1 rRNA gene is annotated in these 1793 nt (G+C 52.3%); it reads right to left on the minus strand.

From position 1 onward, the window contains the following. Positions 1 to 1438 (minus strand): 16S ribosomal RNA (locus tag HMPREF2894_RS00710); the annotation flags it as partial. Between the last annotated feature and the right edge of the window lie 355 nt (positions 1439 to 1793).

Raw genomic sequence — 1793 nt, forward strand, 5'->3', positions numbered from 1 at the left:
AAAAGGTTAGGCCACCGGCTTTGGGTGTTACCAACTTTCGTGACTTGACGGGCGGTGTGTACAAGGCCCGGGAACGTATTCACCGCAGCGTTGCTGATCTGCGATTACTAGCGACTCCGACTTCATGGGGTCGAGTTGCAGACCCCAATCCGAACTGAGACCGGCTTTTAGGGATTAGCTCCACCTCACAGTATCGCAACCCTCTGTACCGGCCATTGTAGCATGCGTGAAGCCCAAGACATAAGGGGCATGATGATTTGACGTCATCCCCACCTTCCTCCGAGTTGACCCCGGCAGTCTCCTATGAGTCCCCACCATAACGTGCTGGCAACATAGAACGAGGGTTGCGCTCGTTGCGGGACTTAACCCAACATCTCACGACACGAGCTGACGACAACCATGCACCACCTGTATACCAGCCCCGAAGGGAAACACCATCTCTGATGCGGTCCAGTATATGTCAAGCCTTGGTAAGGTTCTTCGCGTTGCATCGAATTAATCCGCATGCTCCGCCGCTTGTGCGGGCCCCCGTCAATTTCTTTGAGTTTTAGCCTTGCGGCCGTACTCCCCAGGCGGGGCACTTAATGCGTTAGCTACGGCGCGGAAAACGTGGAATGTCCCCCACACCTAGTGCCCAACGTTTACGGCATGGACTACCAGGGTATCTAATCCTGTTCGCTCCCCATGCTTTCGCTTCTCAGCGTCAGTTACAGCCCAGAGACCTGCCTTCGCCATCGGTGTTCCTCCTGATATCTGCGCATTCCACCGCTACACCAGGAATTCCAGTCTCCCCTACTGCACTCTAGTCTGCCCGTACCCACTGCAATACACGGGGTTAAGCCCCGGCCTTTCACAGCAGACGCGACAAACCGCCTACAAGCTCTTTACGCCCAATAATTCCGGACAACGCTCGCGCCCTACGTATTACCGCGGCTGCTGGCACGTAGTTAGCCGGCGCTTTCTCTGCAGGTACCGTCAATCTCTCTTCTTCCCTGCTAACAGAGGTTTACAACCCGAAGGCCGTCATCCCTCACGCGGCGTCGCTGCATCAGGCTTGCGCCCATTGTGCAATATTCCCCACTGCTGCCTCCCGTAGGAGTCTGGGCCGTGTCTCAGTCCCAGTGTGGCCGGTCACCCTCTCAGGCCGGCTACCCGTCGTCGCCTTGGTGAGCCGTTACCTCACCAACAAGCTGATAGGCCGTGAGCCCATCTATAACCACTACATAACGCTTTCCACCAACACCCCATGCGGAGATTGGTCGTATCCGGTATTAGACCCAGTTTCCCGGGCTTATCCCAGAGTTAAAGGTAGGTTACTCACGTATTACTCACCCGTTCGCCACTAATCCACCTAGCAAGCTAGGCTTCATCGTTCGACTTGCATGTGTTAAGCACGCCGCCAGCGTTCGTCCTGAGCCAGAATCAAACTCTCCGTTGAAAAAATAGAAAAGCTTGATAATCTGATCTCAAACAGCGAATCACACACGGGGGTGCGTGACTCAAGCTGACTAAATTTGAAACCATTTGATGATTATCAAATATCAATAAATATTTGGTATTAGTTTCAGTTTCCATCACCATTCGGTGATTTTATTGAACAAAGCACACTATTGAGTTCTCAAGCAACACACCGATTCAACACCTCAACTTACTCTTTCGAGAAGTCTTACCATTGAACGGTCATTCATGTTATTTTCATTGTTACCGCGTTCCCGCGGCAACTCAATCAACTATACCAGCGTCTTGTTTGCCATGCAAATCCGTTTTCCGTGATTCACACCACAAAGTTTCTT

It is taken from the genome of Rothia sp. HMSC066G02, assembly GCF_001813145.1.
Classification (GTDB): Bacteria; Actinomycetota; Actinomycetes; order Actinomycetales; family Micrococcaceae; genus Rothia.